This window comes from Alkalihalophilus sp. As8PL (genome assembly GCF_040939795.1).
Taxonomy (GTDB): domain Bacteria; phylum Bacillota; class Bacilli; order Bacillales; family Bacillaceae_D; genus Alkalihalophilus; species Alkalihalophilus lindianensis.
In genome coordinates this window covers 60,343-85,656 of record NZ_CP162550.1, presented here as the reverse complement: position 1 = coordinate 85,656, position 25,314 = coordinate 60,343, and the positions used below count along the sequence as shown (strand labels likewise).

The window sequence follows — 25,314 nt, the reverse complement described above, 5'->3', positions numbered from 1 at the left end:
ATTGAAAAAAAGGTTACTCCCTCTAGCGCTAATGTTGGTAATGGCTACAACAACACCTACTACGGTAGCCGAAGCAAATGATGATAGTGACCGGGTGAGAGGTGCGGGATCTGCACAAGTAGGCTCTAATAGTCACCGAACATATAAAAGTAATGATGAATCTGTTATACCACCTTTAGGTTTTGCTTGGTATAAAGATGTGAGTGGGAACCCCAATATAGGGTTCTCTCTTACTAATTATAGGATTTATTACGGTGTTGGTAATACAATGCATGGACTTAATAACCAAACAGCTGTGGAGAGTACCTCTTCATATACTGCTGGTAACCCATTCAGATACACGATGAATGGTAATATTACATCACATATAGATACAATATCATCTGCTTCATCAGGCGTTGTAATGGCTGCCGGTTTAGATAATGGACGAGTCGCTAAAATAACAGGGACTACATTGCATAATAGACCAGGAGAGCAAGTAGCTCACTATTCCCCTAACCTTGGTGGAGGACCTATTCGACATATAGGATATAGCGGTTGGTATGGGCAGTTGTTAGCTGCTTCAGATTCAGAAATATTTGTAGTTGATAGCGATACCATGCAACCTGATGGGAGTATTGAAATTCCTAATGGTGGTAAGGTTACTGGTATTACAAATGGGATGTACTATAGAGGGATTGTTTTCACTGATCATGGGGACGGTAGAGGGTATGGATACATTATTGAAAGACCAGATCGTAATGTTAGAGCCGATTATACGATACAATTTCTTAGCGGAGTGCCAAAGGCTGGAGCTTATCACTCTAACACACTCTATACAGTAGATAAAGAAGGTAGATTCTATGCCCATGATATGGAAGGTAACCGAATACAAAACATAGCTTATGTAGGTAATCGAATTACCGGTGGAGATAAGTCAGTGGGGGGTGTGTTAATCCATGATGAATATGCGTATACATCTTCCTTACAATCCAGAGAGAATGGCGTGATACTCGATAAAGGAACTGTTACGAGGCATAAACTAGAAAATATACGCGAAGAAAAAACATCGTATGTACACCACCGCCCTGTAACCACTACGCCTGTATTTATTTCAGATTTAATTTACTTTGGTGATTCAGCAGGTGATGTATGGGCGTTAAACCCATCAACCATGGAATTAGTAGATTGGTATTTAGATGAAACGCTAACAGCTCCTGTTGCTAGTTTCAATATTGGTCAGCGAGTTGAACATATTATTGGAGCAGACAATCATTTGTATGCTGCTGGTGCAAACAACTTATTTGCACTTAAAGGTAGACCGGACTTTGGAGTGCAACAATCAGTGGACAATCAAGATTTAAATGGGAAAAGGTTCAACTACACAGGAAACACCCTTCCTACTATAGATATTAAACAAACTATTAGGAATGATGGGTCCTTTGATTACTCAACGTATAGAGATTTCGGTGGAATTTCTACTCAAAAGGTTAATATGAATCTTCGGCATATAGATGGGAACACCCAATTACCTATAGATACATCCAGACTGTCTAACAATGCCCTCAGCTACCACCAAAATACGGTGAATGATTTTCAAGTACCCGCAAAAAAATCATATGATTTAATGTATCGCTTCTCCCCCACAGAAGAAGGGGAATATCGATTACATACCCAATCGGACTCTGATGGTAATCATACTCAATTCGGACAAGTTGTAGATAACAGTACGGCCACCTTTCAGGTGGTTGATATGAGTAAACCAACAGCAAAGGCAGATAAGGATATCTATCGAGCAGGTGAAACAGTTAAATTTTCTTTAGAAACCTCTCAAAAATACTCTTTGAAATCCTATATGTTTGAGGTGACCAATTCAAGCGGTGGAGTCGTATTTAAGAGAGAAGCAGAGGGGCAACCGCCTAATAATGTAGACTTTCTTTTGCCTGGTGGAATATTAAATGGAACCTACAATTATAGAATAACAATAAATAACCGTTATGGTGATACGATTGTGGGAGATATGAGAAACTTTCAAGTTGAGAGAGATCCACCAAGTGCTGGGTTTACAATGAATCCGAATCCAAGTGATCGGTTAAGGGATGTTACGATTCGATCAACGGCCTCACACCCAAATGATTTAAATTTAACGCATGCGTACCATTATCGAATTAAAGGGAATAGTGCTTGGCAACCTCTGTCAACACAAAGTAACTTTTCTAATCGCTTTAGTAGTGTCGCCACTTATGAGATTAGACAAATAGTAACCGATCAATTTAATCAATCTGATCAAATCATACAAGAGTTAAGGGTAAATAATTTAGCTCCTACAGCTAATTTTTCAGGATCACCTAATCCTACGGATCGAACGCGAAATGTTCAGTTTACGAATACTTCAAATGATTCTGATGGAGATACATTGACGTACAGATGGGAACAGCGCTTAAAAGGAACCAGCAGTTGGAGTCAATTTAGTACAACGACAAATCCAAACTTCCGCTTCCCACAAGTAGGAACATATGAAGTACGATTAACTGCTACAGATTCACATGGAGCTAACCATACAAGGGTAAGAGAAGTCGTAGTAAATAACTTAGCTCCTACAGCTGACTTTTCTATAGATTCAACCCCTACTAATCGATTAACTCCTGTTTCCTTTACTAATACATCAACAGATCCAGAGGATGATGATTTAACATACGTATGGGAAATTAAAGAAAAAGAAGAGAGTTCCTGGACTCAGATTAGTACGTCAAGAAATACATCTTATACTTTCCCGAATGTAGCGACGTATGAGGTCCGGCTAACTACAACTGATACCTATAATGCAACTCATTCATGGATAAGAGAAGTTGTTGTCGAGAACTTACCACCAAATGCTGCTTTTATTGTTAGTAACCAAGTGATGATTAATGATCACGTCAATGTAGAATCAACTTCAAGCGATCCAGAAGGCGATACGATTACGCATGAATATGTTGTAACATCACCAACAGGAGAAATAAGCACTTATAATGAGCAAGATTTCTCTTTTCAAGCAACAGAGGAAGGAAACTATAAGATTCATCTAAAAGTTACTGATTCGTATGGTAGTACAAGTGAAATCACTCATATAGTTGTTGCCTTGCCGCTTAGTATAGTTGGTTATGTAAACCATACAGAGCAATGGAATACTTATCATAATCGCATTGGTAATCACCCGTCCTCATTTTATTCAGGAGAGTTATTTGTTCTGGAAGCTGTACCTGTTGAGCACGATATTGACTATGTAAATGTAACTATGGTTGGGAATCGCACAAATGGAAGCGTAGCAGAGTATACCGTAGATTTAGTAGCAGCAAGAGATGGGAAATGGGTAGGAGAGCTTTATGATGAATCATTTGAGCAGACTTCTACGCAGCTTAAAGGGTCGGTAGATTTTACATTTAGTGTTCAATATAGCAATGGAACAGTACGAGAGGATATAGTGACAATTAATATTATTGGTTCGATATATGATGCATTGAATTTTTATAGAACAAATTAATTAATAGCCTCCTTTACTAGAAAGTAGAGGAGGCTATTCTAAATACGTGAGGAGAAAGACTACTATGAAATTTTTATCTCCAGAAGAAATCCAGCAGAGGAAAAAGAGAAGAGGGATATTACTTACCTGGATCGGATTACCCGTAGCGATTGGCTTTGTAACTATAGTTGCTATTTTTTTAGGGAGCTTGTTTTAAAATATATGGTAGGTGATATAAAGATGGATAAGATATGTGGGAAGTGCGCTCAAGAAAAGCGCTTGTCTAGGGAACAGAGAGTAATACTTGCATCCTCTCGTATACCAAAGGTTACTTATATATGTTCAATATGTAAGGAACCGCATTCTCTAAATTATGTACTGAATTATACTAAGGAAGACGCGTCTGGGGCTCGATCAAAAGTAAATAAAGTAAAAGATAAAAAAAGTAGAGCTCATGAGCAAATAGCATTGTTTTAGAAAACTGAATAGATAAAGCGAATTTAACTGTGCTTTTAAGTAAAGGAGACTGTTACTTAAGAGCTTTTTCTTTTTAAGAGGAATTGTAATATAAATTGTAGAATATTAAGCTTAACATTAATAGAAAGGTGATAATATTGCAAAAACTATCTGAATACAAACCCCCCTCACGAAATGTCGAAGCTTATAAGATACTCTTTCAGATCGAAACCTACATTAAAGATCTACTTCTAGAGAGGCGAGCAATCTCTTCGCAACAATTTAACACCGCTTCATTTTCCCAATTAATAATGGATTTAGAAAGGTATAATTCCTCATTCCTCAAAGATTCCACAATAAAAAAATTAAAACAACTTACCAAAATAAGAAACAAAGTATGTCATATGCAGTATATTACGAGTAAGGAAATGAACTACATACACTCATGTTTAGGTATAGTAGGGAATCTAACAACCGCCACCAAAAAAGTCCCACTTCATCTTAGGTAATGTACTATAGCATTAGCAAGTAATAGAATTTCAATAATCAAGATGAACATCCACAAGATTGAATTTGTTGTCTTGATAATTGGTTTGTAGCTATGTCTATTTCCCTCCCACATTCACACTTACAATTCCAAACTTTATAACCATGTAATCTTTTTGGGGTCATCCCAATTACTGTTAGTAAACCAAATTGTACCCCAATTAAACTACGAGATTTATTACAACCACAGGACTGTACGCTTTTCCGTAGTAAGTCGTGAGAGGTGACTTGTTTTGTGTTTTTACAATCGCAAAGGCAATGCCAGACTACAAAGCCGTTTTTCCTTTCAGGCAACTCTTTAATAGCGGTTAAGGAGCCAAATCGTTTGTGCATTAGATCGTGCTTGCCTTTAAACTTACAGCCGCAATGTGTTTTATTTCTTTTTCTTAAATCATAAGTATGAACCTCAAGCGTTTTATCAGGTTGACAGTAGCATGTACACTCCCAGATCGTTGAACCTTTAGTATCACTTCTTAGTGGTCTAATTACAGTTAATAAGCCAAATCTCTTATATGATAAGTCTACGAAGCTTGTGTTGTGATGTTTTCTAAGTTCATATCCATTATTTTGAAATGATCGACTGACTGTACTATGACCACAACCATATTCCTTTGCTATCTTTCGAGCGCTCCAGCCTAAATTGTGGTTGCAATGTACCCATTCATTAAGTAACCTATTATTCTCCTCTACCATGTTCACCTCTCCTTTTCATTTATTTTAGACAATCTTAACTGAAGTAAACATGAATACCGAAAAAGAGTAATAGGCACTATGATCATGACCTTAGACATGTATTAAATAGTAAACTCGTTTTCATTCCAGTGGAGGGAAGCGTCATTCTTTTTCTGTAGATGTTTGCTTACGTACCCTTCTGTTGTGGTTCTAGAAGAATGACCAACTGTATGCTGCACTTGTTCAATCGGTAGCCCTAACTCCATTACTGAATAGTTCACAAAAAAATGCCGAAACCAATGTGGACTGATATTGCCAACTTTATGACCCAGCCAATCAAGTTCCGATCGCTTAATGATATCAATTATATAGTTGCTTAAGTATTTATAAGAGTAAAAATGGCCTTTGTTTGTAGTAAATAAAGGTCTATCATCTTTTGGATCTACTTCACAAGTTAATCCTCTGCGTTCTCTAAAACGGAAAATGCTACTGACTGTTGGCTCCATTAACCGCGCATGACGTTCCACACCACCTTTACCTATGACTTTTAAATAATAAGCTCCATCTTTAACACTTGAATCTTGATATACATTGCCCCAAGTAGCTGTGGCGATTTCATTCACACGTAATCCTGTTGTTGCAAGAGTAATAAGCAACGCATGGTTAATGGGGTGGTGCTTATAAAAAGATAAAAGGGATTGAACTTCTTCTAGACTTAAATACCGATCTGGCCGTTCCTGTTTACGGGTAGTGCTCATCCTAAAAGTAGCATAAAGAGGATAGTCAATAATATCTTCTTCGTGTAGCCAACGTAAAAAGCCTTTAATCACGATGTTTTTTCGTGTGCGAGTAGAGGAAGGATAACCTACTTTCCCATCGGCTCGTTTTAAATTTCTAAGCCATTCCTGATATTGACGAATATGTCTCTTTTCTATCGCTTTTAAATAGGAGGGAAGCAGCTGGTCATGTGTTAGTTCATTATTTATGGAGAAATGAATGAATGAATAGAATTGAAGAATATCGCGAATATATTCCTTTTTCGTTTGCTCAGTTTTGTTTTTACTCTCATCATCATAAGTCGGCTTATGTAGATAATAATAAATCAGTTCTTGATCGGTGAATGAGTGAAAGGAATCAAATGTTAAACGCTCATTTTCATAGAGTCTCATTTCTAACTCATTATATTGACCAGTATCTAAGAAAGATTTATATAAAGAAGGGAGATGGGATTGATCACCAATCGGCAATTGATTTTTACTTGTGCTTATTAATTTATTGTTAGGATTATTCAATACGTTTTTACCCCCTTACTAGTAGATATAAATAAAAACATACGTTTACCTTATCATAATCTTGTTACTTGATTAAGTTAAAATATAAGGTACTTTGATTTATATAGAATAATACCTAATTTTTCTATCTGTAAATAATCTTTAAATAAAGATAAATTATATGAAATATATTCTTTATTATCAATTGCACGAAAAATACTTAACTTGAAAGTGTATTAACTTTTATAAAATGTCGAAATTCAATCAGTTACATACAATTTAATATAGATTTAACTATCAATCTATAGCATAGTAAAATTGGTTTAAGAACAGATTGACGAATAATTCATTTAAACTTACTAGTAAATAAAATATAATTGGAAATGAGGTAGCTTTATGGAAATTCAAAAACGAGAAGATTGTTATCATTGTAAGGGGACTGGTAAAGTGCCAGTGATCCCTTGGGATGATCGCCCCGTCTGGGAAAGAATGAAGGAAGAAATTATTGTGGATTGCGATATGTGCGAAGTTGATTGATAGCAATACACGAACCTAATACAGTCATGAACAGTAAAGGAGAGATAAATATGAATGAAAGTAACCTGTTAACGTTCAGTGATGAAGAAATTCTAAAAAGATACGAATTATTTGTTGGCAACTTTCTCATTGATGAAGAGAAGGTAAATAGAAAGGAAATTCTGCCGAGACTTTGGAGTATTACCGTTCAGGGAAAAGATTTCAACGTTACCATTGAATTGAAGAATATTGGCGATTGGTATGGAGTTGCACAATGGTGCGCTGTTGTCAGAGAACCTAATGGAGATCAATCAAACTATCTACTGTTTGAACGAGAGATTGAAGAATGGGCAGCAGAGCAAAGAAAGTCCAGAGGGTTAGAGTAAACATAGTTAGAACAGAAATAAAAAACTTGATCAAATAGAGAAAAATTACAGGGAGGGGAATGTAGGTTGAATGCTAAAGCAGCAGCAGAAATACTTAATGTGAGTTTAACCACTATATCTACGTACATAAAGGAAGGTATATTGATACCGGATAACATGGATTCATGGCATATAGAGGGAGAGTATATCATTCCAGACGAACAAGTGAGTGAGTTGAAAGAGAAACTATATCCTGGAGGCCTGACGACCAAACAGACGTCTGAATATGTAGGGAACGGTTGTAAACCTTATCAAATCCTAACAGCCATCAATAAAGGTGAATTATCAGTTAAAGTCAGCAATGTACTAAGCAAGCCAGTTTATTATGTCCAAGAAGATGAAAGGCTTCAACAGTTTAAAGAGAAGTTTCTATCGAAAAAGAATAAGAGTAAAAAGCATTTTGATTCACAGCAACGAATCTTCCTATACCAGTCTTATCGGAATAAGCAATCGGGTGAAATGGTACGTGTGATGTCTATCGATAAAGAGGAAGGATATGCACTAAATGCGATGGGTGAACGTATTCCTTTAACTCAATTGCCATTGAACTATGAGCCGCTAACTACCTATAACATCGGGAAATTAAATAATCGAATAGGGGAAGTAACCTTTAGTTTCATTTTACCTAGTCATGTTCGAGCTTTAACCTATACGTTTATAGAAAGAATCGCTGAACAAAGCGGAGTAAGAAACTATTCTATAGAAGAAACTGATCAGAAGCTGATCGTGAAGTGCAAACCATTCCTTATTCGCTTCGATGAGGGAAGTGTGGATCACGAGTTACTGGAACATGCTAAACGGTCATTGATAAGTGGCAAGCTACAGGAGAGAAAAGAAGACTTTTTCTTTGCGAGCACAGATCGTAAAGTTAGCTTGGTGTTGGATGAAGAGTTATTTGCTAGCATGGAAGAAAAAGCAAAATTTGAGGGAATAGACGTAGAGAATTATATACAAGAGAAGTTAAAACAAATTTCAAAAGGCGATCAGGTTGGGTGATTAAGAATATAGAAGGGTCATACCAATTTGAGTGGGTGCCTCTTGAGAACAAAGGAAGATACTTTATTGTTAGCATATAACAAGCAGGAGGGGAAACATGATTAAATGGGAAGAGGTAAGTGGTACAAATTTTGAATTATTTATGTTTCATGTTGTAGGACATTATGGATTTAAAAATAGAGAATGGCATGGGGAACATGGTAGTGATAAAGGAAGGGATGTTGTAGCTTTTACGTATGAAGAATTGCCGTTTAAGTTAGGCTACGAAAGAAAGTGGGTCTTTCAATGTAAGAAACGAAAAAAGATGCCACCTATATCTGAATTAGCTAATGATATGGTGAAAGCTGCTCAACATCATCCTGATTTTTGGGTGCTGGTTTTATCTTTCAATCCTACATCAAATCAAATGGATACAATCTATAATAGTTCTGCTATGTATCTTCAGAGTTCAAAATGTCGTATACTAACACTAACGGAAGTAGAAGAAATCTGTAAGGAACATCCTGAGTTATTGGATATATTATATTATGGGAAATTTAAGGAGGGTGTATGATGTTTGATATTCGATTAAATTCCAAGACGGAAAAGGTGGAATTGGTATACCCGAACGGCAACTGTGATATTCTTGCTGATAATGCACCAGGAGAACCTGTGAAATCTCCTAATAATAAACACGCTGTTTATATCTCACCTTTAGAGTGGGAGGAACAAGGAACGTTATATCTAGTTGATTTAGAAAATGGGGATCAAAAGATTTTAGTTGAGCCAGCAGGTGATTGGATACCGAAAAATGTTCTATGGCAGGATGATGAAAGAGTGTTTGTTATTATTGGATATGGACATGGGACCTTATCTGTCGGTGGTAATATCTTCAGTGTAAATGTCTCCACTAAAGAAAAATTACAAATTACTCAATATGAAAGTGACATTCAAATTTTAGATTTCAAGATAGAAGATGGAATCCTGTATTACAATGGTATTAAATATACAGATTCTAATTATGAGAAATCTGAAACATATACAAATAACATATCGCTTGATTCGATGTTAAGTTAGTGAACTACCCACCACTTACCACCCTTACGGGTTGCTTGAAGTGGGGGCTTCTTGGGAAGTAGATGCTTTTAGTAGCCACCTATATTGACCAAGCTAACCCTCTTGTTCCAAGAGTTTATATGTTGTGATTAGGCGATCGCTACTAAGCGAATGCCTTCTTTTTTGATATTGATGGCTGAATTGTGATCTCGATCTCCAATATACCCACAAGAACAAGTGTATATCCTCACACTCATTGGCATAGGTTTGGTATTCCCACAACTTGAACAGGTCTTGGTAGACGGAAACCATTTGTCGATTTTCACAAGTTGTTTTCCTTGTTCATTTAGTTTGTATTTCAGGATAGACGTGAACATTCCCCAACCGTTATCCGCAACGCTCTTACCAAACTTCAAGGCTTGTGACATCCCTTTCATATCCAAATCCTCAATGATGACAGCATCATAATTGGACACTAATTCTTTTGACTTATGATGAAGAAAGTTTTTTCTTTGATTGGCGACCTTCTCTTGAATTCTTGCAACTCGAATGCGTTGTTTGTTCCAATTCGAAGAACCTTTCTTTTTACGAGACAATTTGCGCTGTTCCTGTGCTAACTTGCCGAGCATTTGACGATAGAACTTCGGGTAATTGGCTTTCTTACCCTCACTATCGACAAATAATCCATTCATCGCAAAATCCAATCCCACAACATTTTTAATTTTTCTTCTTTCAATCTCTTTTTCGTACTCTGTCAAAATAGAGATGTAGTATTTTCCTGATGAAGTCATCGATAAGGTGCATGATTTAATTTTGTGATCCGTTGGGATTTGTCTATGTTGTTTGATTTTAACTAGTTTCAGTTTTGGCAATTTGATATGACCGTGCAACAATTGAATGTTTCCATTCACGACATTGGTTGTATAACTTTGTTTATGTCGCTTGCTTTTGAACGTTGGAAACTTGGATTTGCCTTTGAAAAAGGCTTTATATGATTTATCTAAGTTTAATTGAGCGTTCGCTAACGATAATGAGTCTACTTCTTTCAACCACTCAAACTCACGCTTGTACTTGGCAGGAGTAGGATGTTTCACTTTTTTCAATGCTTCTTTATCCTCTTTCAGTAACTCATACATCGCTGTTCGTTCCGCTAACATTTTGTTGTACACAAAGCGAACACAACCGAAGGTTTTGCGGATAATCAAAGCTTGTTCGTCTGTTGGGTACAAACGGAACTTGTATGCTTTATTTTGTTTAGCCATATCAAATCACCTCATTTCATCCCTTGGTTTTCAATGTATTTTTTCACCACTTCAATAGGTGAACCACCAGTCGTCAACAAACAAAAGCTTCTTGACCAGAACATCTCTTTCCATAACTTTTTTCGGACAAGAGGAAACTCTTTTTTAATAAGCCTTGAACTGGCACTTTTGTAAGCGTTAATAAACTTGGATAATTCCGAATTAGGGTGGGCTTTGAACAAGATATGAACGTGGTCGATGTCGTGGTTCCACTCGACCAATGTAATCTTGTAATTCTCACCCAAAGAGACAAACTTATTTTTCGCATAGTCTGAAATCGTGTTGTCAATGACGCTTCTTCTGTATTTCACAACCAAAACAAGATGATAATACATCGAGAAGACTGAATGGTTATTACTATCTAATTTCATTGATATATCAATCCTTATTCGTTATAAGACTGATAATACCATATAGCATTAGAAAGTTACAGTCTTTGGGCTGTCGCCCAACCGAAATTCATCTCCCCCTTACCGTTGGGCTACGCCCCTGACACGGTTGAAGAGGGAGACTTCTTTCGGATGTTCATTAAAAATAAAAAAGCCCTCCTGATTGTCCTGTGATATGCTCCCCTAAAGGTAGACAGATGAAATAAACAAAATCTGTTTACTTTTGGGGGAGTTTTTTGTGTCCAGAAAAAACTTTACGGCATTAGAAAAACTTAGGATTATTGCTGAATATAACGAAGGAAACCTCTCTGGCGTGGAGATAGCCAGAAAATATGGTGTAAATGCGACAACTATCAAAGATTGGAAGTCCCTCTATAAAGAGTACGGCGCCGATAGCCTTGAACCGATAAAAGGTCACACACCCTATTCGTCAGAACTGAAGCAGGCTGCCGTTCGTGACTATCTTTCCGGCAGATTTTCACAAAGAGAGGTTATAAGGAAATATGGGATCTCAACTAGAACCGTTCTCATGGGTTGGGTCGAGCTTTATAATGGTCATAAAGCACTTAAAGACGACAGGAAGGGATTGAGTCGCTCTATGACCAAGGGAAAGAAGGTTCGTTTTGAGAAGAAAGTGGAAATCGCCAAAGACTGTTTAGCTCACGGAAAAGATTATGCAAGGTCCGTGGAAATTCACAAGGTTTCATACGGACAGATTTACAGTTGGGTAAGAAAGTACCTCCAAGGTGGAGAGGAAGCTCTTCAGGACAATCGGGGAAAGCAAAGAACGGAAGAAGAGCTGACAAAAGAAGAAAAGGAAATGAAGAAGCTGAAAATGGAGAACGAACGTCTTCGTGCGGAAAATGTGTTCTTAAAAAAGTTGGAGGAAATCGAAAGGAGGCGGTATTGAGTGAAACCCGGTACCATGATCGGTTCACTGCCATATCTGAACTAAGCACAGAAGAAAATCTGTCTGTTCAATTACTCTGTGATATTGCGCAAGTTTCCAGGCAGGGCTATTACAAGTGGAAGAAACGAAGACCTTCAGTCAGAGAGAAATTAAATCAGACGGTGATGAGCGAGATCACCCTTCTTCAACGTAAGTTGAAAGGGATTTACGGCTATCGGAGAATGACCATTTCGATGAACCGGATTTTTAAGGAGCCGTTGAATCATAAACGTATTCTGCGTCTCATGAAAAGTGCCAACCTCTTGTCTATCATTCGTCGTAAGAAACGGCGTTATAAATATTCCTCTCCTATTCACACAGCCGAAAATGTACTGAATCGCGAGTTCCAGGCAGACCGGCCTAACGAGAAGTGGGTAACGGACGTGACGGAAATGAAGTATGGTAACCGAAAGGCTTACCTCAGCGCCATTATGGACCTTCATGATGGCAGCGTAATTTCTTACGTACTGGGGAAATCAAACAACAATGATCTAGTATTTAAAACTTTTGAAAAAGCTCTGAAGGCAGCACCTGATTCAAAAGCGCTAATCCACAGTGACCGAGGATTTCAATATACCTCCCGCCACTTTAAGAGAATGGTCGATAAGGCAAAAATGAAGCAAAGCATGTCCCGTGTTGGATGTTGTATTGATAATGGTCCAATGGAGTCGTTCTGGGGTAAATTGAAATGCGAGAAGTACAGGCTTGGTTCATACCAGTCTTTCGAAGAACTACAAAAAGATATTGATGATTACATACAGTTCTATAACCATGATCGTTACCAGGAAAAACTAAACGGCCTCAGTCCCTGTGAATACAGAGCTAAGGCCGCTTAATACATTTTTATTATTTACGCTGTCTACTTGACGGGGTGCTGTTCACTGGCAATCGTGAGGGCTTTTTGGTGAAAACAGGGAATCGTCCTGTAAATTAAATTATAAAGGATGTGAGTGTATTAATGAAGGATTATAACATTTGAAATTATCATCCATGCCACATTAAAATATTGGATATAAGGTACTCTAAAGAGTACGGAATATCATAGCGGTTAAAGGGGGATTTTCTATGTGCGGCAGATATACTTTGACAGCAACTAAGGAACAGATTGAAGAACAGCTCAGTGTTCAATTAGAAGACGTTTACCAACCAAGGTACAATTCTTACAACAGAGCCTAATGAGTTTATGAAAGAAATTCATGATAGGATGCCAGTGATTTTGGGAGAAGAAGATAGAAATATGTGGTTAGATCCATCTGTTGAGGATAAAGATATTTTAAGCCAACTTATAAAACCATACCCTGCTAAAGATATGGATGCATACGAAGTATCACCTTTGGTTAATAATCCAAAAAATGATACGGAAGACTGCATCAGATCGTTAGCAGAGTAATTACATGGTTACACTTTGTTCACTAAAAGTTTTTGAATAAGCTCATCACGCAAGGTAATAAAATAATTGGGCGTAGCACCTGTAACCTTTCTCTCAAAGTAAGGCATCATGCTCATTAATCCTAATACGTACCTTTCTTCAGTACCTTTAGTATCTCTTTGTTGGATCTTTTTCTTATCATTTAATGTACCTAAAACACTTACGAAGTGGTCTTTTCTAATTTTTGCGTCACTATTACCATTCTCTAATTGTAATCTTATATAATCATTCGTTATTTCAATAACAGGAGATTTTTTTCTGGATTTTAAAGTAACAATATACTGTTCTTTTTCTGCCAATTCACAAGCCTCATTCCACAATTGATCAATTACATCTTGATTGATCGTATTCATTAAAAATCCCCCTAAGTGTGTATTTGTTTTTATTATATAACTGAACGTTGTACGGCAAAATGGTTTTATAATTCTTATCCATTTTCTTATTTCATTCTACGAATTCCCGTAGAATCTTCTTGGGAGGTTTTGGGTTTTACCCGAGACGTGTGCTTTATTAATTAAAGGAATTTCGAATAAAGAAATGCTAGTTTATCCGTCACTCTCAGATAATTTAATTACAGTAAAAAAAGAGTGTCCCATCATAAATATGGGACACTCTTTTATAGGTTAATTATATGGGGAAATTAAAATCACCTTACAACTTGTTTGATTTTCTTTGCTTTCTTAACTGCTTTTTTCAATTCTGCAGCTAACTCTTTCGATACACCTTTCATGTGAGTCACCTCGTCCATAGAATAGTAGTAACAGTATGGCCAACTTATTGATGGTGTATACGCATACTCCCTTCTTCCCTCTCATAGAATATACCAATTATCCTAAAAACCATCTTACCCAAACGTAAGACCGAATATTGGCATAAAAAAGAAGAGGGGGAAGGGGCATGAGTTCTTTTAAATTAGACGTCGAACCAAAAAGAAAACAAATCAATCAACCATTTCAAATCGATCTTTTGAAGGGTCCACCTAAAGAAATATCCGATCCAACGGAATTGAAAAAGAAGAGTGATCGTAAAGTGAGAAGTGATAAAAAGGTAGATATTAAAACGCCTATAACTATAGAACAAAAACAAAAACTGATGATCTTAGCAAGGCAAGAAAGTGTAAAAGAAGGGACAAGAATATCCATTACACAAATGGCTTCAAAACTTGTCCAAGACGGATTATTCGAGTACGAGTCTTTTCCAGAAAGTGAATATGATCCAACTTGGAAAACGGTTCATGTCAAATTGACACAATTCTTCTCCGATCAATTATTTAATTTTGAGTTGGAATGGGATGTACCCAAACGAGTAGCCGCAGCAAGAGTGCTGACTTATATGTTAGAAGCGAGAAGTATAGATGAAGTATAGTAAAGCGGACTTAATCGGAGAGAAGCAATACTTAAATAGTGGTGAAGCCTCTTGGAGATATAAGCTCCTTTTTAAATGGTTTCCTTCTAAGGAGATCACGCTAGTGTTACACCTGCCCGAAAGCTACTTAGAACGTGCATGGTTACTGTGCCAAGATATAGAACGCATCACAGAGGAAGAGGGGCTGACACCAAAGATTTTATTAAATGTATTAGTAAGAAGCTTTCTGCTTGAACTTGCTAAGAAAGGCTCGATGCCAGCATATGAATACCTCCTCGACCGGTATTCAAAGGTACTGCAAATCGCTCATTATCAATCTGATCGTGTAGATGAATTTGAATTATTCGATAAGCCTAATGAACCTTTGGCTACATATCAAGTCACCTTAGATTACGATACAGTGTATAGGTTGGAGTGGTTTTTAAAAGAGCTGCACCTCTTAGTGGAGCATACGATGACGGTTGAGAAGGTATTAGAGATTCTATTTTGCTACATGATCGAGTTAGTACAGAAGGGGAATGCATCAAAGTTTTGTAGGGCTTTAATTGATTATGTAAATAGTATAAATGAATAAGGAAAAGCATGTTTAGACAAGGTAATCCTTCTCTAAACATGCTTTTTCTCGATTAACTAAACTTCCCGAAAATCACTCAATAAAAGATAGGGGGGCTATATATGTGGTCCTGCCGAGGGTTATGTTAACGTAAAGGGAGCCAAGGTAAAACTTAGCAAACAAGCAGGTTATACATGAGTTAATTAGTGCATGTTTTAAAAAGAAGATGTGAATGAAAGAGGAGGTAAGTACTGAAAGCCGTTATGTAAGTTCAAGCATTATGTTTTATTTTTTATCAATTCCTTCAGCTGTATTGTCACTCTTAATAGAAAGTGGGTCTTATTTATTTGAAGTTTTTGGCTGCGCTCCAACAAATAAGTGATTCTCTTCTTTACTTAACGGATAAAAAGGACTAAAATATATTTATATTAACCTAATTGGTTAATAAATTTTTCTGTGGGGTATAGTATGGATATCTACTATAAAACGAAAAAGCTAAAGAAAAAATTAGATAACCCCAGAGAAATGGTAAAAGAGTGGGGAAGTGAACAGGCAAAAAAGTTGATGAGAAGATTGAATGAAATTAAATCTGTTGACTGCTTAGCTGATTTGTATGACCTACCTGCTGTAAAGTGTCATCAATTGTCCAATAATAGAGACAATCAATTCGCTGTAACATTAAAGGAACCATACAGGTTGATTTTTGAACCGTATCATGAGGAGGAACCAGTACCTTTGAAAGCGGACGGTGGATTTGACACTTCAAGGATATCGTCAATATTAATAATAGAGGTGGTGGACTATCATGGCACCTAATAATGTTTATGAAGCTGATTTTGACTTTATTGTCGCCCCAGGAGAAACTTTATTGGAAACTATGGAAGAGCTTAACATTACTCAAACTGAACTTAGCAAAAGAACAGGGAGATCCCTTAAGACTATTAATGAAATAATAAAAGGGAAACAGCCCATTCTTCCAGAGACGGCTATTCAACTAGAAAAAGCTTTAGGAGTTCCAGCAAAAATATGGAACAATCTCGAAAAGAATTATAAGGAATCATTGGCTAAGGTTGAAGAACGTAAACAACTAGAACATGAAGTTGAGAAGTTGAAGCTCTTCCCGATTAACCAGATGATTAAATTTGGATGGATCGAGAAGAAAAAGGACAAATTATTACAATTAGATGTATTACTTAAGTTTTTCAGAGTTTCCACAATAGATAATCTAGAAGCTGTGTGGGAAGGTAAAGTTGCATTTAGGAAATCAGAAGCTTATGATACCAATGCTTTAGCTATGGCCACTTGGATAAGAAAAGCAGAAATAGAAGCGGAAAGTATCAAATGCCAACCATATAAAAAAAAGACATTTGAGGAAGTTTTAAAGAAAATTAGAAATGAGCTAGTTTCTGAAACAAATCCGAATAAAATAATAAGTGAACTACAACAACGATGTGCTACAGCTGGGGTCGCTGTAGTGTTTGAAAGAGAATTGAAAGGTTGTAGAGTAAGCGGTGCTACTAAGTGGATTGCGCCAGACAAAGCTCTAATTTCATTATCTTTTAGACATAAGTCACATGATCATTTATGGTTCACTTTCTTTCATGAAGCAGCTCATATACTTTTACACAAAAAGAGAATTATGTTTATTGAAGGGACAAAGTATGAGGGTTTTGAAGCTGAGGAACAGGAGGCGGATATATTTTCCTCAAATATCCTAATACCAAATGATTCTTTTGAACAGTTTTTAACCAAAGGGGATTATAGCGCTCCACATATTATAGAATTTGCAGAAGAACATAACTTGCATCCTGGAATTATAGTTGGAAGGTTGCAACATCAAAAAATTATCAGATATTCTGAATTAAACCACTTAAAGCAACGTTATGAGTGGGCTGATTGAAAGATCGCTTTTAAACAGCGATCTTTTTATTTTTCGCTCAAATTTAATAATAAATACAAACCTGATATATTCGCATAATTACCAGAAGGTAGGAAAAGAGAGTATTGTAAGAAATCGAATACAGAGTTTATCAAGAGCAGGGCAAAAATGCCGTGCTCTTTTTGTTCGCCCAGCATGGGCGAACTCTAACGGGTGAAAGTCCCGAGTACAACCCTGTAGCGGTAAGTACATAGCCAAAAGCAAGGGTGTCCATGGTGACGTGGAATCTGAAGGAAGCTCGAGGCAAACCTCCGGTCTGACGAACAGAAATCATATAGGAGGCAACGTATGAGGACGAGACTGCAAAAGAAGTTAAAATCCAATAGCTACAACTTTTATCATACGGTGTATATATGGCAGATGGATGGAGGGAAAGAGTTCGCACCTTAACTGGGGAGGTCTCACTGGTCTACACCAAAATCTTGTAGCGATACAAGGCTGGATAGTGAGAAGTCAGCAGAAGTCGTAGTAGTGAAGATAACTAATGAAAGTTAGAAGGAGCGAAGGGCTGAACAATTTCATCGTTATAGAAATCTCGATTGGAAGCGGAAATAGACCACTGGCATAAAGCGGAAAAGTGGATACCGACTTTACGAGACAGAAGGGAAATAACAAAGCATGTGTGGAGAAAAACTATTAGATAAAATTTTGGATACTGATAATCTAAATCAAGCATACAAACAGGTGAAAAGAAATAAGGGCGCCGCTGGCACTGATGGGATGACTGTGCAAGAGCTAGGGGCATATATCGCGCTGAACAAGAAAGAAATCATCTCTCAAATTCGGCAAAGAAAATACCAACCCCAACCCGTATTACGGGTTGAAATTCCCAAACCGAATGGCGGGGTAAGGCTCTTAGGTATTCCAACAGTTAAAGATCGGCTTATACAACAGGCCATTGCACAAGTTCTTACACCGATGTTTGATAAGAAATTTAGTGAGTATAGTTACGGATTCAGACCTAATAGGTATGCGGAGATGGCGATTATTCAAACACTTGAATACTTAAATGATGGTCATGAATGGATTGTAGATATCGATTTAGAACGATTCTTCGATACAGTTAATCACGATAGGTTGATGAACCTCGTTTCGAGAACAATCCAAGACGGAGACGTCATTTCTCTTATCCGTAAATTCTTAGTAAGCGGTGTACAGATTGACCAAGAATATAAAGAAACCGTTATAGGGACTCCCCAAGGAGGCAACTTATCGCCACTGCTTAGTAACATTATGCTCAACGAACTTGATACGGAACTCGAAAGTCGTGGACTCCGCTTCGTACGATATGCCGATGACTGTATCATTATGGTCAAAAGTGAAATGGCAGCGAGACGAGTGATGAGGTCAGTGACTAAGTTCATTGAAGAAAAGCTAGGTTTGATAGTCAACAGTACAAAAACAAAAGTAACAAGACCCAATGACTCTGATATGAAATTTCTGGGATTTGGTTTCTTTAAAGATCCTCAAATGGATATATACAAATCAAAACCGCACCAGAAGTCGATAGACAACTTTAAATTTAAACTGAAGCAATTAACTAGAAAGAACTGGAGTGTGGAAACGAAGTTTCAGGTTGAACGAATCAATCAAGTGATACGAGGTTGGGTTAATTATTTTAAAGTTGGCTACATGAAAAAGGCTTTAGAACGTATAGACAGCCACACAAGGTTTCGGTTGAGGATGTGTATTTGGAAGAAGTGGAAAACACCCAAGAAAAGAAGGAAGAACCTTATTAAACTTGGAATGGATAGACACGCTGCTTATAAATATAGTTATTCAAGCAAAGGAGCAGTGCGGATAGCTTATTCGTGGATACTTACGAAAACAATTACAAATAAGAGATTAACTCAGTTCGGTCTTATATCTAGTGTCCAACATTACATGAAAGTACATGCTTAGTATGAAATTGAACCGCCGTATACGGAACCGTACGTACGGTGGTGTGAGAGGTCGGAGGCAAATAGCCTCCTCCTACTCGATATTTTATGGAGGAGTTGAACACATTGGATAAAGCAACAATTGTACGGCTTATTGTCATGTTACTGGCTTGGTTCAATGCTTTCACAGCAGGAAGAGGGTAAGAGGTGCCGCACACCGATGAAACAATTGTATCTCTTGGTGTAGCATTCGCTATTTTCTTGTGGACAGCGTGGAAAGACAATGACATCACAAAAGAAGCTATTGCAAACAAGAAAATTTTAATAGGGTTATAAGGAGATGAGAAGCGTGACTAAACAAGTAATGGAATGTGTATTTTGTGGCAAAGAAATCACATGGAGTAAAGAGCTAATCGTAGAAGGAAACCATGGGGAGCCGGTATACGATATTGCAAGGAGGTTGAGCCGATTGAGGAAAATTAAAATCTTTGTCGATCCAAATTCAGCGGCACATAACAAAAGATGAACTAGTTGATAAATTTAACAATAATAAGTTACATGAAACTAAACACCTTCTATTCTAAACCCTAAAAAACACCCATTCAGTTGAAAATAACACAGCTTACATCGTACCAATTATTTATCCTATAAAAAAATAAGTAGGGTGGCTCTGCTATCTTGAAAGAGGGACAATATGAAAAATATTAACCTAAAAGGAATTGAATTGAAATTAATTGGAGCAATTGTCGTTAGTTTATTAATTAGTTCGCCAATTTCGGCTTACTTATACTCTTTAATCGCTCAATATGTTCCCGGCGGCTATGCAGTATATGTGAATACGTTTGTAACATTAATTGTAACAACGACGTTCATTTTGATATTTGCTCGTATAATTATTATTCGTCCTCTGAATCTTGTGGAATTATCAATTAAGCAAGCATCGAAGGGAGATTTAACAACATTGATTGAATACCAATCAAATGATGAGATTGGAAGGCTCTCATCTTCATTTAACGAAATGATTAATAATTTAAATCACATAATAAAAAAAACAAATCAAACAGTCTTTGAGGTTACAGAACATTCTAGTCAATTAAACACTGTTGCAGAAGAGAATAATCGAGCGATTGAACAAATTACATATTCAATCCACGAGATAAATGGAGGAGCCGAAGGGCAGGTTGAAAGCGCACATGATTTAGTTGATGTCGCCAAAGAAGTGTCAAGTAATATGTCGGAATCAGCTTCCTCGATTCAAAAGGTCTCTACACTAGCGATGTCAACGAATGAAAAGGCGATTAAGGGAAATGAAATGGTGATAGATACGATTAATCAAATGAATGCTATTCATCAATCGGTGGGTCATGCATCTGGGGTCATCAGTTCACTTGAAGAGAAATCCAAAACGATTGGAGATGTTGTGGGAATTATTACAGGTATTGCCGACCAAACAAACTTACTCGCCTTAAATGCAACGATTGAAGCAGCGCGTGCTGGGGAGCATGGCAGGGGGGTTGCGATCGTTGCTGAAGAAGTTAGGAAATTAGCAGAGCAATCAACACGGGCTGGGGAAGATATAAAGAATATTATTATAGATATTCAATCTGAAACGATACAAGCGGTAAAATTTATGGATGAGGGTAAATTAGTTGTGAAACAAGGAATAGAGAAGGTCGATCAGACTGGAAAAGGGTTTACCGGAATACTTGAAGATATTAAAGAAATATCGAAACAGACTCAAGAGATTTCCGTAATCGTTGAAAACGTCAATCAACATTCTCTTAGTATGGTTACGAAAATTGACGATGTAGCGGTTATTTCTGAACAGGCTTCAGGGAGCATTCAGAACGTTAGTGCCTCAGCACAGGAACAGAATGCATCAATGGAGGAGATTTCTGCATCCGTTACGCTATTAAATAAGATGGCGCATGAGTTATTAAAAGAACTGCAGACCTTTAAAGTAGCTTAATGAAATCATGTAGATACGGATAAGATCGAGATGATATTAGGGACATAGTTGTAATCATGATAATAAACACAAAAAAGTAATCCACCCTGTGCTTACCGGCTAAGGTGGATTACTTTCATCAGATCAATACCGACCGCTTATTCTGCGGGTCATGCAATTGTATGGAGTTGAGTGTAGGTAGCACTCGGCTTTTCTTATTATATGCAACTCTAAATCATTTAATAATGTCTCTCTATATTATAAAGGGTAAAGGGATGGAATGTAACCTAAATCCTATCAAACCAACATCTACATTAATTTCCACCGAATGATATTATATTTCCCAAAAATCACTCATTTTAATATCTGGATCTACTTTCCTTACACTTTTCAATATCTTCTTCATTACTACTTGACTTGGTACATAATCCACTTCATTACATGCTTTCGTTAATGTACGTCTACTGACCCCAGTTTCTTTAGCAAACTCCACTGTCGTGACACTATGTTTATCTATGAACTTTCCTAATTTACTTCTCTTTTTTCCTATTCCAAACATCGTTACCCCTCCTGTCCTATGAGAACCATACTTGACCAAAGGGTGAAAAAATATACTCACATTGAGTAAAAAATTGCACATATAGGACAAGCCGTCACTCATATCATTCATTAAGACGTAAAACAAGACGTCAATCATTAAGGAGAGTGATTACATGAGTAAAGAGCAAGCATTGGAACTATTAAAGCGATCAGACGTCTATCTTATAGAGAACGGACGTCAGGAACTAATCAAGATCGTAGAGAAAGAAGGGGATTGAAATATATAGACCTACTGTACGATACCCAGACGTCTACAAGGGATATATAGATGACGTCTTTGATGCTACTTCATTAGATCGTAATCAAATTATGAGAGCAGCATTGTTTCAAGCAGCGCTTTCAAAGAGTTTTCATGTACTTATATGCGATTATTTGAAAGAAGGGAAGGAACTACCTAAACCACGATGGAGGGCAATGGATCAGTCAATTTGGCTAGAAGGCCCAGCTAAACAGCAGGCTATCGAAAAAGAGAAGCAACCATTGTTGATTAGTCAGTCAAAAACAAACGGGAAGATTAGTATTATCATCACATGATATCGGGGATAAGCATTCGTTTCCAATTCCTTCAATTGGGCGCCTCAGGTAACGGCTAAACGTGGATTTCAAACGCATTTGGCGTTCAAGCATGCCATCAATTTTATAACGTTAAGTATACTCGCCCCTGAACTCTTAGATGAATTAACTGTAGCCAAATTCGAAGCGGACGACAGTTTTCGGAAGCTGATTCAAAAATACCGGAAAGCGTTTTCTCCGTGAAAGAGCATTAAGTTAACTTATAAAGCCATCGATAAACTTAGTATGGATTGCTCTTTTAGATTATAGTGGATCTTAGTTCCGTATTTAGTGGCTTTTGGGTCCGCAATTGGTGGTTCGAAAATCCGTATCAGTGGCTCTTTTCTCATGCAATACTCACAACTTAAGAAACATGTCGATAGATGTGTATTTCTGTTATATATAATAATGTATACCTATTAAATAGTATTGAATCAATTAAATGGTTTACCTCTAATGGTGATATGAACAGAAGTGTAATGAATCTTGCACTTTTTCTCTCCTAAAAATAGCCTGTACGTAGCATCTAGCTGTATACAGGCTTTTCTATATAGAAGATCGATTAATAAGGCCTCAAGCTTTTGTTATAAAGGTGTGGTTGCTCATTAGTAGCACAGATTTAAGAAAGACTCTCCATCCCTTATATTTGTAGAATTTGGGATTAATGAAGCTGGATTATAGTCGTGAATCGCCTCTCCAGTTATCTAGATGAAAATCCCATGATCTTCCAGTGGAGCTATTGGTAACTCTACAATACATATACATTCCAATTGTATATAAATTGTCTATTTGAACTGCTTTTGTAGACCAAGAGCTGGCTGTTAAGTTAAATCCAAATGTTGTACCAATTATATTGGAAGAGCCTACTAGTCTATCTCTATATCCTCCACTTACAAAACCTTCTTGCCCATATCTTATTCTCTGATTACTAATCCTAATTTGACTGTCTTGAATACTCCAACTACCTTCTACTCTTGTTAAATAATAATGCGGCTTTGTATTCACAAGACGTTCACGTATAGTGAAAGACGACCTTCCATATACAGAATATGAATTATCCCATTCGTTTTTTCCATCTACATATGAATTTAAAATGCCTACCATTGGCTCGTTTTCTTGACTTGTTTCTTCGGATACCATAAAGGAATCGACAATATATTCTTTATATTCGTTTCCTAGTTCATCTCTTTCAACTTTGACTAACTGTGAAGTTGTTACTACATCTAATAATAACTCTTCGTTAGTCTCAGTATCTACGATCCTACCCCTGGCATTATTGTTCAAGATACTCTCGTCAGATATTTCATTAATATTGTTTAAGGCGTTCGAATAATTCTTTTTCATCTTTAATTGGGTTCTTTTCTTGAATAACTTCTTTAGCTCTCTCTAGTCCTATATTAGATTCAGCAAGTGTATTAGGTGTAATTAAAAAAGCAATAGTTATAAGTAAAATCAAACAAAAGTATGTCTTTTTCATAATTATTCCCCTTTTTATAGGTATACCTATGTGTTTTACCGGTAGTAATATAGTATCACTAATTATTTTTTAACATAATACTTTATAAGCATGTTAATAATTTTATTAATGGATTATCCTTTATAATGAATAAGGTCAAGATTAAATTCAAATTAGGAAGGGTGGTTAAAGTGAAGGGCAAAAAAGTAATATTATTAAGTAGTATTGTAATCCTAATTATTGTAATAAGCTATGTGTTAAATAATAACTCTAAATCAAACGTTATATTAAATCCCGAACCACAGGCCAATGGGTTGTATTATGCTGAAAGTGAAAATTGGGTAATTAATCTATCTATCAATGAAGCTGGTAGTTATGACTTAGCAATCAAACCAATTAATTGGGATAATGAGAATGATTTTGCAGAAGTGAAAATCGCATCTATAGATGGTGAAAACATTCATGGTTCCTATGATTTGAAAAATGATTTACCTTTTAATAATCAAATCAAGTCTTGTTGTAGTAACTTTGAGGATAATAACTCATACATAGATGTTGAATTGATATGGGGTAAAAAAGAAGGTAACCAAGATAGTGAGCAGATAACATTAAATTATGTTGAATAATTAAAGTAATGACCTTAATTATTTTTATGTCGCAAAAGAAGGTGTCTTACAAAATACAAGACATCCTTCTTTTTTAATCCTTCCTTTTACTCCTAATTGCCATCATGAAGCAGTACCTAGCAGTATTAAGCAACTACAAAAACAAGCGACAACGTCGGTACCAACCAATATGGTGTTCTATAATCTATATATTTACCAAGCATGAGTCTTCTAATTTACTTTGACGATAGAGGAATAGTCGAGGTGGATTTTGAAACTTTCTTCCGTTAAAATAGTGATTTTTTGGTTAGAACTGCTAGGCTTTAGAATTCTTCCACTTACGCTCTGAACGGGGATTCTAAGTCCCAATAATAGATAATAGCAGGTTCTGCATACATTTTTTTTCTTCGATAACATACCCAATTTCACTTAATTGATGTTGATCTAGTTGGGGTTTGCTTGGTTTCCGTTTTTCTTTCCTTTCCTTGCGTATCATTTCAAGGTGCTCTGGAATAGCCATTTGTGTCCACTTAATCATTCCGCGATATTGCATTGGCATACACTTCCTTATATTTGTAGTTTATAAGAACGTAAGTTCGGTGCATGCTCATTATAACTCAATAAAACGGATAATCAAGAGGAGTGGGGTCTCTGGAATACAATCTTTTCCCAAAAGAATCTTATCTATGTATTGACGTTAAAAGCTTTTACGCAAGTGTGGCGGCTGTGAAAAGAGATTTAGGTCCGCTGAAATGTATGTTAGCTGTGGTAGGTGACACGAACCGGCATATTAGCAGCAACTCCTAAATAAAAAAAGTGGGAAGTCCAAATAGATAGTCGTATGTGGGAAATAAAGTGATAAATTAATATAAATAGGTATACTGTAAAGCATAATCGAACAATTATGAATAGTATGTAGCGTATGACCATTCAGGGCTAGAATGGCTTTA

Annotated in this window: 27 protein-coding genes and 1 pseudogene; 19 read left to right on the top strand and 9 right to left on the bottom strand. The window is 36.7% G+C overall.

Annotation, left to right across the window (positions count from 1 at the left end; translation table 11 throughout):
- The first annotated feature begins 1 nt into the window (after position 1).
- Complete coding sequence (locus tag AB3N04_RS00415; RefSeq protein ID WP_368502834.1) at positions 2–3,502, top strand: PKD domain-containing protein; 3,501 nt, start codon at positions 2–4, stop codon at positions 3,500–3,502.
- A gap of 64 nt (positions 3,503–3,566) precedes the next feature.
- Entirely contained in the window at positions 3,567–3,698 is a 132-nt protein-coding gene (locus AB3N04_RS00410; protein ID WP_368502833.1) for a hypothetical protein, read from the top strand.
- 785 nt (positions 3,699–4,483) lie between these two features.
- Here the strand turns inward: AB3N04_RS00410 and AB3N04_RS00405 are convergent.
- Together AB3N04_RS00405 and AB3N04_RS00400 are read right to left on the bottom strand one after the other, a co-directional pair.
- Positions 4,484–5,176, bottom strand: coding sequence for a hypothetical protein (locus AB3N04_RS00405; RefSeq protein ID WP_368502832.1), 693 nt, complete (start codon positions 5,174–5,176; stop codon positions 4,484–4,486).
- Between the two features lie 101 nt (positions 5,177–5,277).
- Positions 5,278–6,447: a tyrosine-type recombinase/integrase gene (locus tag AB3N04_RS00400; protein ID WP_368502831.1), complete on the bottom strand. Its 1,170-nt coding sequence runs from the start codon at positions 6,445–6,447 to the stop codon at positions 5,278–5,280.
- Positions 6,448–6,822: 375 nt separating this feature from the next.
- Between AB3N04_RS00400 and AB3N04_RS00395 the strand changes: the two genes are divergently transcribed.
- From AB3N04_RS00395 to AB3N04_RS00375, 5 genes are all read left to right on the top strand, one after another.
- The gene (locus tag AB3N04_RS00395; protein ID WP_368502830.1) at positions 6,823–6,963 is read left to right on the top strand and encodes a hypothetical protein; all 141 of its coding nucleotides are present in this window, start codon (positions 6,823–6,825) and stop codon (positions 6,961–6,963) included.
- A 50-nt stretch (positions 6,964–7,013) separates the two neighbouring features.
- Positions 7,014–7,328 carry a hypothetical protein gene (locus tag AB3N04_RS00390; protein ID WP_368502829.1) on the top strand — a complete coding sequence of 105 codons (315 nt, stop codon included), beginning with the start codon at positions 7,014–7,016 and terminating at the stop codon, positions 7,326–7,328.
- 66 nt (positions 7,329–7,394) lie between these two features.
- Positions 7,395–8,363, top strand: coding sequence for a DNA-binding protein (locus tag AB3N04_RS00385; RefSeq protein WP_368502828.1), 969 nt, complete (start codon positions 7,395–7,397; stop codon positions 8,361–8,363).
- Positions 8,364–8,460: 97 nt separating this feature from the next.
- A complete protein-coding gene (locus AB3N04_RS00380) occupies positions 8,461–8,916 on the top strand; it encodes a restriction endonuclease (RefSeq protein WP_368502827.1) in 456 nt (151 codons plus the stop codon).
- Positions 8,913–9,419 carry a DUF4652 domain-containing protein gene (locus AB3N04_RS00375; protein ID WP_368502826.1) on the top strand — a complete coding sequence of 169 codons (507 nt, stop codon included), beginning with the start codon at positions 8,913–8,915 and terminating at the stop codon, positions 9,417–9,419. The genes AB3N04_RS00380 and AB3N04_RS00375 overlap by 4 nt, the downstream gene beginning before the upstream one ends.
- Positions 9,420–9,547: 128 nt before the next feature.
- Here AB3N04_RS00375 and AB3N04_RS00370 read toward each other — a convergent pair whose 3' ends face one another.
- Both AB3N04_RS00370 and tnpA read right to left on the bottom strand, forming a co-directional pair.
- Positions 9,548–10,660: an RNA-guided endonuclease TnpB family protein gene (locus AB3N04_RS00370; protein ID WP_368502825.1), complete on the bottom strand. Its 1,113-nt coding sequence runs from the start codon at positions 10,658–10,660 to the stop codon at positions 9,548–9,550.
- Between the two features lie 11 nt (positions 10,661–10,671).
- Positions 10,672–11,070 (bottom strand): IS200/IS605 family transposase, encoded by a 399-nt coding sequence (gene tnpA, locus AB3N04_RS00365; protein WP_368502824.1) that lies wholly within the window; start codon positions 11,068–11,070, stop codon positions 10,672–10,674.
- Positions 11,071–11,326: 256 nt separating this feature from the next.
- Here tnpA and AB3N04_RS00360 point away from each other — a divergent pair.
- From AB3N04_RS00360 to AB3N04_RS00350, 3 genes and pseudogenes are all read left to right on the top strand, one after another.
- Positions 11,327–11,872: pseudogene (locus tag AB3N04_RS00360) on the top strand (helix-turn-helix domain-containing protein); the annotation flags it as partial.
- Positions 11,812–12,873, top strand: a complete 1,062-nt coding sequence (locus AB3N04_RS00355) for an IS3 family transposase (protein ID WP_368502823.1) — start codon at positions 11,812–11,814, stop codon at positions 12,871–12,873. The pseudogene AB3N04_RS00360 and the gene AB3N04_RS00355, both read left to right, overlap by 61 nt.
- A 347-nt stretch (positions 12,874–13,220) precedes the next feature.
- The gene (locus AB3N04_RS00350; RefSeq protein WP_368502822.1) at positions 13,221–13,427 is read left to right on the top strand and encodes an SOS response-associated peptidase family protein; all 207 of its coding nucleotides are present in this window, start codon (positions 13,221–13,223) and stop codon (positions 13,425–13,427) included.
- Positions 13,428–13,435: 8 nt separating this feature from the next.
- Here the strand turns inward: AB3N04_RS00350 and AB3N04_RS00345 are convergent, their stop codons facing one another.
- Positions 13,436–13,819, bottom strand: coding sequence for a hypothetical protein (locus tag AB3N04_RS00345; protein ID WP_368502820.1), 384 nt, complete (start codon positions 13,817–13,819; stop codon positions 13,436–13,438).
- A gap of 544 nt (positions 13,820–14,363) precedes the next feature.
- Between AB3N04_RS00345 and AB3N04_RS00340 the strand changes: the two genes are divergently transcribed.
- The 8 genes from AB3N04_RS00340 to AB3N04_RS00305 all read left to right on the top strand — a co-directional run bounded on the left by AB3N04_RS00340 (position 14,364) and on the right by AB3N04_RS00305 (position 21,172).
- Positions 14,364–14,831, top strand: a complete 468-nt coding sequence (locus AB3N04_RS00340) for a hypothetical protein (RefSeq protein WP_368502819.1) — start codon at positions 14,364–14,366, stop codon at positions 14,829–14,831.
- Complete coding sequence (locus AB3N04_RS00335; protein ID WP_368502818.1) at positions 14,821–15,405, top strand: hypothetical protein; 585 nt, start codon at positions 14,821–14,823, stop codon at positions 15,403–15,405. Before AB3N04_RS00340 ends, AB3N04_RS00335 begins: the two co-directional genes overlap by 11 nt.
- A gap of 447 nt (positions 15,406–15,852) precedes the next feature.
- Positions 15,853–16,200, top strand: a complete 348-nt coding sequence (locus AB3N04_RS00330) for a type II toxin-antitoxin system RelE/ParE family toxin (RefSeq protein WP_368502817.1) — start codon at positions 15,853–15,855, stop codon at positions 16,198–16,200.
- Positions 16,190–17,284 (top strand): HigA family addiction module antitoxin, encoded by a 1,095-nt coding sequence (locus tag AB3N04_RS00325; protein WP_368502816.1) that lies wholly within the window; start codon positions 16,190–16,192, stop codon positions 17,282–17,284. The genes AB3N04_RS00330 and AB3N04_RS00325 overlap by 11 nt, the downstream gene beginning before the upstream one ends.
- Before the next feature lie 657 nt (positions 17,285–17,941).
- The gene (gene ltrA, locus AB3N04_RS00320) at positions 17,942–19,225 is read left to right on the top strand and encodes a group II intron reverse transcriptase/maturase (RefSeq protein WP_368502815.1); all 1,284 of its coding nucleotides are present in this window, start codon (positions 17,942–17,944) and stop codon (positions 19,223–19,225) included.
- Between the two features lie 185 nt (positions 19,226–19,410).
- Complete coding sequence (locus AB3N04_RS00315; RefSeq protein WP_368502813.1) at positions 19,411–19,539, top strand: hypothetical protein; 129 nt, start codon at positions 19,411–19,413, stop codon at positions 19,537–19,539.
- A gap of 13 nt (positions 19,540–19,552) precedes the next feature.
- Entirely contained in the window at positions 19,553–19,729 is a 177-nt protein-coding gene (locus AB3N04_RS00310; RefSeq protein ID WP_368502812.1) for a hypothetical protein, read from the top strand.
- A gap of 168 nt (positions 19,730–19,897) precedes the next feature.
- Complete coding sequence (locus AB3N04_RS00305) at positions 19,898–21,172, top strand: methyl-accepting chemotaxis protein (RefSeq protein ID WP_368502811.1); 1,275 nt, start codon at positions 19,898–19,900, stop codon at positions 21,170–21,172.
- Positions 21,173–21,485: 313 nt separating this feature from the next.
- Here the strand turns inward: AB3N04_RS00305 and AB3N04_RS00300 are convergent, their stop codons facing one another.
- The 3 genes from AB3N04_RS00300 to AB3N04_RS00290 all read right to left on the bottom strand — a co-directional run bounded on the left by AB3N04_RS00300 (position 21,486) and on the right by AB3N04_RS00290 (position 23,780).
- Complete coding sequence (locus tag AB3N04_RS00300) at positions 21,486–21,710, bottom strand: transcriptional regulator (protein WP_368502810.1); 225 nt, start codon at positions 21,708–21,710, stop codon at positions 21,486–21,488.
- 1,268 nt (positions 21,711–22,978) lie between these two features.
- Positions 22,979–23,587: a hypothetical protein gene (locus AB3N04_RS00295; protein ID WP_368502809.1), complete on the bottom strand. Its 609-nt coding sequence runs from the start codon at positions 23,585–23,587 to the stop codon at positions 22,979–22,981.
- Positions 23,588–23,609: 22 nt separating this feature from the next.
- Positions 23,610–23,780, bottom strand: coding sequence for a hypothetical protein (locus tag AB3N04_RS00290; protein WP_368502808.1), 171 nt, complete (start codon positions 23,778–23,780; stop codon positions 23,610–23,612).
- Positions 23,781–23,950: 170 nt separating this feature from the next.
- On the opposite strand from AB3N04_RS00290, the gene AB3N04_RS00285 reads away from it, so the two are divergent.
- A complete protein-coding gene (locus AB3N04_RS00285; RefSeq protein WP_368502807.1) occupies positions 23,951–24,385 on the top strand; it encodes a hypothetical protein in 435 nt (144 codons plus the stop codon).
- Positions 24,386–24,722: 337 nt separating this feature from the next.
- Here AB3N04_RS00285 and AB3N04_RS00280 read toward each other — a convergent pair whose 3' ends face one another.
- A complete protein-coding gene (locus tag AB3N04_RS00280; protein WP_368502806.1) occupies positions 24,723–24,917 on the bottom strand; it encodes a YolD-like family protein in 195 nt (64 codons plus the stop codon).
- Positions 24,918–25,314: the final 397 nt, after the last annotated feature.

Excerpts from the sequence above, each read along its gene's own strand:
- AB3N04_RS00410 (WP_368502833.1), top strand. The coding sequence starts at position 3,567 with ATGAAATTTTTATCTCCAGAAGAAATCCAGCAGAGGAAAAAGAGAAGA.
- AB3N04_RS00405 (WP_368502832.1), bottom strand. The coding sequence starts at position 5,176 with ATGGTAGAGGAGAATAATAGGTTACTTAATGAATGGGTACATTGCAAC.
- AB3N04_RS00395 (WP_368502830.1), top strand. The coding sequence starts at position 6,823 with ATGGAAATTCAAAAACGAGAAGATTGTTATCATTGTAAGGGGACTGGT.
- AB3N04_RS00390 (WP_368502829.1), top strand. The coding sequence starts at position 7,014 with ATGAATGAAAGTAACCTGTTAACGTTCAGTGATGAAGAAATTCTAAAA.
- AB3N04_RS00380 (WP_368502827.1), top strand. The coding sequence starts at position 8,461 with ATGATTAAATGGGAAGAGGTAAGTGGTACAAATTTTGAATTATTTATG.
- AB3N04_RS00375 (WP_368502826.1), top strand. The coding sequence starts at position 8,913 with ATGATGTTTGATATTCGATTAAATTCCAAGACGGAAAAGGTGGAATTG.
- AB3N04_RS00370 (WP_368502825.1), bottom strand. The coding sequence starts at position 10,660 with ATGGCTAAACAAAATAAAGCATACAAGTTCCGTTTGTACCCAACAGAC.
- tnpA (WP_368502824.1), bottom strand. The coding sequence starts at position 11,070 with ATGAAATTAGATAGTAATAACCATTCAGTCTTCTCGATGTATTATCAT.
- AB3N04_RS00350 (WP_368502822.1), top strand. The coding sequence starts at position 13,221 with ATGAAAGAAATTCATGATAGGATGCCAGTGATTTTGGGAGAAGAAGAT.
- AB3N04_RS00345 (WP_368502820.1), bottom strand. The coding sequence starts at position 13,819 with ATGAATACGATCAATCAAGATGTAATTGATCAATTGTGGAATGAGGCT.
- AB3N04_RS00340 (WP_368502819.1), top strand. The coding sequence starts at position 14,364 with ATGAGTTCTTTTAAATTAGACGTCGAACCAAAAAGAAAACAAATCAAT.
- AB3N04_RS00335 (WP_368502818.1), top strand. The coding sequence starts at position 14,821 with ATGAAGTATAGTAAAGCGGACTTAATCGGAGAGAAGCAATACTTAAAT.
- AB3N04_RS00330 (WP_368502817.1), top strand. The coding sequence starts at position 15,853 with ATGGATATCTACTATAAAACGAAAAAGCTAAAGAAAAAATTAGATAAC.
- AB3N04_RS00325 (WP_368502816.1), top strand. The coding sequence starts at position 16,190 with ATGGCACCTAATAATGTTTATGAAGCTGATTTTGACTTTATTGTCGCC.
- ltrA (WP_368502815.1), top strand. The coding sequence starts at position 17,942 with ATGTGTGGAGAAAAACTATTAGATAAAATTTTGGATACTGATAATCTA.
- AB3N04_RS00305 (WP_368502811.1), top strand. The coding sequence starts at position 19,898 with ATGAAAAATATTAACCTAAAAGGAATTGAATTGAAATTAATTGGAGCA.
- AB3N04_RS00300 (WP_368502810.1), bottom strand. The coding sequence starts at position 21,710 with ATGTTTGGAATAGGAAAAAAGAGAAGTAAATTAGGAAAGTTCATAGAT.
- AB3N04_RS00290 (WP_368502808.1), bottom strand. The coding sequence starts at position 23,780 with ATGAAAAAGACATACTTTTGTTTGATTTTACTTATAACTATTGCTTTT.
- AB3N04_RS00280 (WP_368502806.1), bottom strand. The coding sequence starts at position 24,917 with ATGCAATATCGCGGAATGATTAAGTGGACACAAATGGCTATTCCAGAG.